Below are 6230 nucleotides of genomic sequence, written 5' to 3' on the forward strand. Positions count from 1 at the left end.
CTGGCCGTTCCGGCCAGAGCGGCGGTGAAGTCGGGGGCGGCCTTCAGCGCGAGGCGGTACTGCTCGGCGGCGCCGCGCGGATCACCGGAGCGCAGGGCCAGCTCGCCCAGGTAGTGACGGCAGTAGGCGATGTCGTCGGGGGAGAAGGCGTCGTCAAGGGCGTGCTCCAGCATGCGGCGTGCCGTCGTGCGATCCCCGCGGAGTTCGGCGTCGTAGGAGGCCCGGGTGAAGGCCGCGACACCGGGGCGCAACTCCATCATCCTGCTGATCGCCCGGGTGGCCTCGTCGTAGCGGCCGAGCTGGGTGTAGGCGTCGGCCAGCACCGCCTGGGCGCCTTGGCCGTAGGGATTGGCGGTCTGTGACAGCTTGGCCAGTCGTACGGCCTCGGTGAAGTCGTGCCGACCGGCGGCGAGCGCTGCCTGGCCGGTCAGCGCGGCGAAATTGCCGGGGCTCAGCGCGGCGGAGCGGGCCAGCGCCTGCTCGGCCTTCGGATAGAAGGACGGGTCGGCGCTCAGGCGTGCCTGCTGGACGTAGGCGGAGCCGAGCCGCGCCCAGGCCTGGTGGTCATCGGGCAGCCGCCGCAGCCGGGCGGTCAGCGCCTGGATCGCGCTCTTGAGGGAGCCGGCCGAGACCGGGATCTCGGCCGACCGCTGGGGCGGTGCGGTGGCGGGCGACGGCGTTCGATCGCCGGGGATCAGGGCCGCCCCCGCGGTCAGTGCCGTCGCCAGGCCCAGCACGCCCACGGCGATCCGTGCTCTTACGGATGTCTTCACGGTGGTTACCCCCAGGGCCGGGTGCGGGACCCGGGCAGGCCGGGTCCCGCACCGTCGGATCAGCTCGCGTTGACCGACGTGTTGCCGGGCAGCGGGATGTAGGGGAACCGGGTGCCGAACGGCTTGTCGTTCCGGTCCACCTTGTCGCCGGCGGCCAGCGCGTCGACGAGCTCGCCGCTCTGGGCGGCGCCGGCCATCGCCTGCAGGGCGATGTCGATCACGTCGTCCCCGAGGCGGCGGCCGTTCGGGAAGCCCTGCAGGTCGCCGGCGATCACGCCGAGCCGGTTCGGGTTCGCGGCGGGTGCGACGGCCATGTTCAGCCGCAGCATCTCCGCCGGGCGCAACCTGCCCGCGTCCTTGTTGAGACTCTGCGAGTTGAGGTCGGCCTTGATCGGGCCGTTGGCCTTGGCGATGCCGGTCAGGAAGATCTCGACCAGGTCGGCCCGGGGGGTCTTCGGCGCCCTGAGGCCGTAGATGGCCTCAAGGAGCTTGGGCACCTCCGGGTTGGTGACGCGCTTGACGACGGCCGGGACGTCGGCGTCCTTGTGCGGGGGCAGCGCGTTGAAGGCGTCCTTCAGTCCGGCCGGGACCACGACCTCGTTGACCAGCGGCTGGCCCAGCCGGGAGACCTGGACGTAGCCCTTCGGGCTCCACTTGTCCACGGTGGACCAGACGCCGATGACCGGGTTGCGGTCGGCGTCGCCCTTCAGGGCGACCTCGTTCTTGGGCACCTGCAGGGCCAGGCTGTGCACGTTGTAGCCCCTGAGGGTGTCCTGGCCGACCTCGGACAGGTCGCCGCCGTAGAGCAGGTCGAAGACCCGCAGGTCGGCGAAGAACGCCTCGTCGGCCTGGCCGGCGAATGCCTTCCCGCCGCCGGGCAGGTTCTTGATCGACTGGGTGCGCAGCGAGCCGTAGTCGGGCATCGAGGCCGGGCCGGTGTTGCTCGGGGCCACCACGCCGTCCTTGACCAGGGTCCGCGTTCCTCGGTGGGTGATCTTCTTGACCGTGTAGCGCTGTCTGAACAGCAGGTTCTTGTCGTTCAGCGAGGTGACAGGGCCGTTGTCGTACAGGAAGGTGTCCGTGCCGCGCCTGTCCTCGTCACGGAACGTCCACTGGTAGACGGTGTCGGGCTGTGCGTCGCCATCACTGTCGATCTTGATGTTGTAACGTGACCCGGCGTCGAACCGGTAGAAGTTCGGCCCGCCGTTCGGCTCCTCGAACGGGATGAAGTTCGCCATCAGGGTGACGGTGTCGGGCCTGTCCGGGCTGACGAACGCGTACACATCGGTGTTGTCGTTGCGCGGGTCACCCGCGATCATGGGCGCCTCGCGGTGCGAGGACGCCGCGCCGGTCTCTGCTCTGAGCAGGGCGAGGGAGGAGGCGGTGAGTACTCCCGCGACGCCGATGCCGATCAGGGCGCGCCGACTGATTCGGAGCTCCATGTTTCGTTGGTCCTTTCGGCCGCCGGTCACGCCTGTGACCGGCCCATGAGGGCTGGGGAGGCATCCGGTCGGGTTCTTCTCCCCTGCGCCGTATTCGTCGCCGGACCGCCCTCGGATTGGTCGATTTTTCGGGCCGTGGACCATCCCTGATTTCGCTTGTTGAGGCACTGGTATGCCACTGGTTCGGCGTACTGACCCACGCCACGCTGTCGACGATGTGAACGGTGGCGTTGTGGGCTGAGCCGACAACACGACCACCCTGCCAGGGCGGTCGGCGGGGTGGTCGTACGGAGGCGCTGTCGTGCTCAGGTGGCGGGCAGGTCGACCAGGAGCAGGGGCCGGGTGGTGGGCTGGGCCGAGCCGCCTTCGGGCTCGATGGTGACGCCGAGCTGGGTAGTGGCGGCGAAGGGGGTGGTGACGACGAGCGGGGTACGGCCGGAGTCGTCGGGGCGCATCAGCCCGGCCGAGCGGATGCCCGTGGGGCCGATCTGCCAGAGCTGGTAGGTACGGCTGTCGGGCAGGGCGGCCAACCCACTGGCCAGGAACACCATTTCTCCCTCGGCGCGGGAGAACACCACGGTGGCGGTGCCGCCCCGCTGCGCGGTCGCGGTGAGGGTACGGGCATCAGGCGCGGCCAGGACGGCGGAGATCCGCCGGTCGCGCTGCTGGATCTGCTCCAGCTGATCCTGGGCGCGGACGGCGACCAGACCCAGCGAAACGGCGGCGGCCAGTCCGGCCGCGGCCAGTCCGACGGCCAGGCGGGGCCACCACGGGGCCTTCCTCCTCGCGCCGGGTGCGTACGCGATGAGGGAGGGCGGCAGCTGACGGACCTGATCTATCTGGGTCATCACCTGCTCGCGCAGTCCCGGCGGCGGGTCGGTGGCCGTGGCATGGCCGAGCCTGGCGGCGGTCTCGGTCATGCCACGCACCTCTTGCGCGCACTCGGCGCAGCGGCCCAGGTGCTCCTCGAAGCGCAGCCGGTCGGCAGGGTCGTCGATGGCGTCCAGGACGTAGGCGCCGGCCAGGGTGTGCGGGTCGTGGCCGCTCTCGACGCTGTTCATCGTTCCACCCCCAGGCAGTCGCGCATGCGGATCAGCCCGTCACGCATCCGGGTCTTCACCGTGGCCAGCGGCACCTTCAGCAGCTCGGCGACTTCACGATAGGAATATCCACCGTAATAGGCGAAAGTGACGGATTGGCGTTGCAGCTCGGTGAGCCCGTCAAGGCAGCGGCGCAGCCGTTCGCGTTCCAGGCGGGCTCCCACCGACTCGGCGACCTCGTCGAAAGGACGATGCACCTCCAGCCTGGCCACCCGGTCCTCGCGGTCGACGGCGCTCTGGACGGCGCGGACGCGATCGACGGCGCGGCGGTGTGCGATCGTCATGACCCAGGCCATCGCCGAGCCGCGGGCGCGTTCGTAGCGAGCGGCGCTGCGCCACACCTCGACGAGGACCTCCTGGGCGACCTCCTCGCTCTGCGCGGGGTCGCGCAGCACGCGCAGGACCAGCCCGTAGACGGGGCCGGCGACCAGGTCGTAGATCCGTTCAAAGGCGGCGCGATCTCCTCGCGCCACGTGTTCGAGCAGGTCTTCCAGCCCGCTCTGGGGGGAGTCGCGGTCCTCTGCCGACCTCAGCGCCCGTCTAGGTCTCATGCATCCTCCCCGCCATGAGCAAAGCACGTTTCGCCGCTTCTTCGAAGCGGAACGGCACGTGGATTGGTCGGCGTCCCGTCCGGTGCCACCGGCACATCGGACAGGAGCGAGACGGGTTCACCGGCTGGTGGCTCCGTCGTGCCTTATCCCGGTGCCGACGCCTCGCTGGGTGGGGCAGGCTGCGGCGTCCGTCGTCGCCAGGTCCGTGCCCGCGGGCATCCGCTGGCTGATTGAGACCGTGTCCTGCCCCAAGGAGTCGAGTCGGTGTCGTTACAGGAAGATCGAGGTGTCCAGGTCGAAGTCGACGGGGGAGGGGATCCGGAGCGGCTTGCCCATCTCGGTGTGGGTCATGGTCCGGTAGCTGCCGTCCTCGGGGTCGCTGAGGACGGTGACCATCGGTGGCGAGGCGACGGGGTCGACGATCAGCATGATCGGGATGCCGCAACCCGCGTAGATCCGGGGCTTCGTGGCGCGGTCCATCTCCATGGAGCCGGGCGAGACGATCTCCGCCACCAGGACCAGGCCCGAGGAGAGGATCTCCCGATCTCCCCAGAGTGGAGCGTCCACGGGGACCAGGCAGTAATCGGGGACCAGAGTGTCACGTGGCCCCTCGATGCAGATATCGACATTTCCCGCAAAACTCTCCCAGTCGTTTTTCTCCAGGATGGGCTGCAAGGCAAAGGCGAGGCGCATGGCGATCCGGCCGTGCTTGGGAATGCCAGATGGGCTCACGATGAGGTTCCCGTCGATGATCTCGGCGCGAAGGCACAGGGATGGGGGAAGGGACTCGAAGATCTCCCTCGGGGTGCGAGGTAGTGGACGGTCCTCAGGTGCGGCGGGCTGAGCGGGCGGCTGGGGCGCGATGCGCGAGGCGGATCGCTGAGACGCTGTCATCACCATGGGCCTGTATCCCTTCGTGTCCGAACATGCACTCTAAGTGTTCCATGAGGTGCCGTCGGTCATGAGCGAAATGCGCGGCGATTATGGATCGGCTGCGGGCTGCGGGCTGCGGCACGGTCGGGAGTGATGCCGGTGTCTGGGCGCGTTCGTGCGAGGGTGCTCGCTCTGAAACGGTCCCCGGGTGTCCGTTTTGTTGGGGCGGGCTACGATCGGACGGGCTTGGGAAGGGGGGCGGCGTGGTCAGGGCGCTGGTGTTCGATGTGGGTGAGACGCTGATCGACGAGACGCGGATCTGGTCGCGCTGGGCCGACCGGCTCGGCGTCACCCGGTTCACCATGCTCGGCGTGCTGGGCGGCATGGCCGCGCTCGACCGGTCGTTCGAGGACGCGTTCCGGCTGTTACGGCCCGGGTTCGACGTCGAGGCCGAGCAGGAGGCGTGGAAGCGGGACGACCCCGCCGGACTCCGGGTGAACTTCGACGCCGACGACCTCTATCCGGACGTACGGCCCGGCCTGGCCGCGTTGCGCGGGCTCGGATACGAGCTGATCATCGCGGGCAACCAGCCGCCGCAGGCCTACGACGCGCTGGCCGCGATGGATCTGCCCGTCGACGCGATCCACACCTCCGACGGCTGGGGTGTCTCCAAGCCCGATCCGGGCTTCTTCGCGAAGGTCGTCGCGGTGTCGGGGCGCGAGGCCGGCGAGATTCTCTACGTGGGCGACCGGCTCGACAACGACGTCCGGCCCGCCCGCGCGGCCGGGATGTGGACCGCCCTGATCCGCCGGGGCCCGTGGGGTCACCTGCACGCCGCCCGCCCCGAGGCGGCCGAGGCCGACCACGTCATCGACGACTTCCCCGGCCTCGTCGCGGCACTGGGAGGCAGGGCCGCCGGTTGATCGCGGACCGCTCGCGGAGTAGGGGGCGGGGTCGGGCACATCAGGCCATGTGCCTACGCGGAATCGGCTACCCGGTCGTGGATACTTCGCGGAGCCAGGCACATGGCTTCGACGGCGTCCTCGGTGAGGACACCGCGAAGGACCTCCCTGACGAGCCGGATCAGTCGGGTTCGATGTGGATGGCGCGTTCCTCGGCGGACAGGTCTCCGCTGTCGGGGCCGACATCCCGGGCGTACTCCTCGGATGTCTCGTCCGGGCCGAGGCCCTCATCCGGCGCCACCAGGCGGTCCTCCTCGCGTGGGGGCCGCCGTTCGTGGTTCGGGGCCTCACGCCAGAGACGTTCGTCAAGCGTGTCCTGATGTCCGGGATCGTCCGGAAGGATCTCGTGGTGAAGGCCGAGGTCATCGGTCCACTCCTCGACTTCGACCGCCTGCTCGTCGCTTAGACCTTTACGGTCCGGGGGCATTTGACTCATATTGCGGCCCTACCCGTTTTACGCCCGAAAACCCACAGGTCAGAGCATGGCTCGGCGGCCGCCGAGCCATACCGTACCCGCCTGGCACGGCAT

At 69.6% G+C, this 6230-nt stretch carries 7 protein-coding genes; 1 reads left to right on the top strand and 6 read right to left on the bottom strand.

The genetic code is table 11. The features are described 5' to 3' along the window. The 5 genes from ABZU75_RS44675 to ABZU75_RS44695 form a co-directional block, all read right to left on the bottom strand. The coding region (locus ABZU75_RS44675; RefSeq protein ID WP_355569038.1) for a hypothetical protein at positions 1 to 773 on the bottom strand (773 nt) is incomplete at its 3' end. Positions 774 to 832: 59 nt separating this feature from the next. Then, positions 833 to 2215, bottom strand: a complete 1383-nt coding sequence (locus tag ABZU75_RS44680; protein ID WP_355569041.1) for a DUF4331 domain-containing protein — start codon at positions 2213 to 2215, stop codon at positions 833 to 835. A gap of 305 nt (positions 2216 to 2520) precedes the next feature. After that, positions 2521 to 3276, bottom strand: a complete 756-nt coding sequence (locus tag ABZU75_RS44685; RefSeq protein WP_355569044.1) for an anti-sigma factor — start codon at positions 3274 to 3276, stop codon at positions 2521 to 2523. Continuing rightward, positions 3273 to 3866 (bottom strand): ECF RNA polymerase sigma factor SigK, encoded by a 594-nt coding sequence (sigK, locus tag ABZU75_RS44690; RefSeq protein ID WP_355569047.1) that lies wholly within the window; start codon positions 3864 to 3866, stop codon positions 3273 to 3275. Before sigK ends, ABZU75_RS44685 begins: the two co-directional genes overlap by 4 nt. 270 nt (positions 3867 to 4136) lie before the next feature. After that, entirely contained in the window at positions 4137 to 4766 is a 630-nt protein-coding gene (locus ABZU75_RS44695) for a Uma2 family endonuclease (RefSeq protein WP_355569050.1), read from the bottom strand. 236 nt (positions 4767 to 5002) lie between these two features. Between ABZU75_RS44695 and ABZU75_RS44700 the strand changes: the two genes are divergently transcribed. Next, positions 5003 to 5662: an HAD family hydrolase gene (locus ABZU75_RS44700; protein ID WP_355569053.1), complete on the top strand. Its 660-nt coding sequence runs from the start codon at positions 5003 to 5005 to the stop codon at positions 5660 to 5662. A gap of 160 nt (positions 5663 to 5822) precedes the next feature. On the opposite strand, the gene ABZU75_RS44705 is transcribed toward ABZU75_RS44700, so the two are convergent. Then, positions 5823 to 6128: a DUF5709 domain-containing protein gene (locus ABZU75_RS44705; protein ID WP_350923572.1), complete on the bottom strand. Its 306-nt coding sequence runs from the start codon at positions 6126 to 6128 to the stop codon at positions 5823 to 5825. Positions 6129 to 6230 lie beyond the last annotated feature (102 nt).

Source organism: Streptosporangium sp. NPDC005286, assembly GCF_040607515.1.
Taxonomy (GTDB): Bacteria; Actinomycetota; Actinomycetes; order Streptosporangiales; family Streptosporangiaceae; genus Streptosporangium.

Bases quoted from the DNA above. Each gene is read 5' to 3' on its own strand.
- ABZU75_RS44680 (WP_355569041.1), bottom strand. From the start codon at position 2,215: ATGGAGCTCCGAATCAGTCGGCGCGCCCTGATCGGCATCGGCGTCGCG.
- ABZU75_RS44685 (WP_355569044.1), bottom strand. From the start codon at position 3,276: ATGAACAGCGTCGAGAGCGGCCACGACCCGCACACCCTGGCCGGCGCC.
- sigK (WP_355569047.1), bottom strand. From the start codon at position 3,866: ATGAGACCTAGACGGGCGCTGAGGTCGGCAGAGGACCGCGACTCCCCC.
- ABZU75_RS44695 (WP_355569050.1), bottom strand. From the start codon at position 4,766: ATGGTGATGACAGCGTCTCAGCGATCCGCCTCGCGCATCGCGCCCCAG.
- ABZU75_RS44705 (WP_350923572.1), bottom strand. From the start codon at position 6,128: ATGCCCCCGGACCGTAAAGGTCTAAGCGACGAGCAGGCGGTCGAAGTC.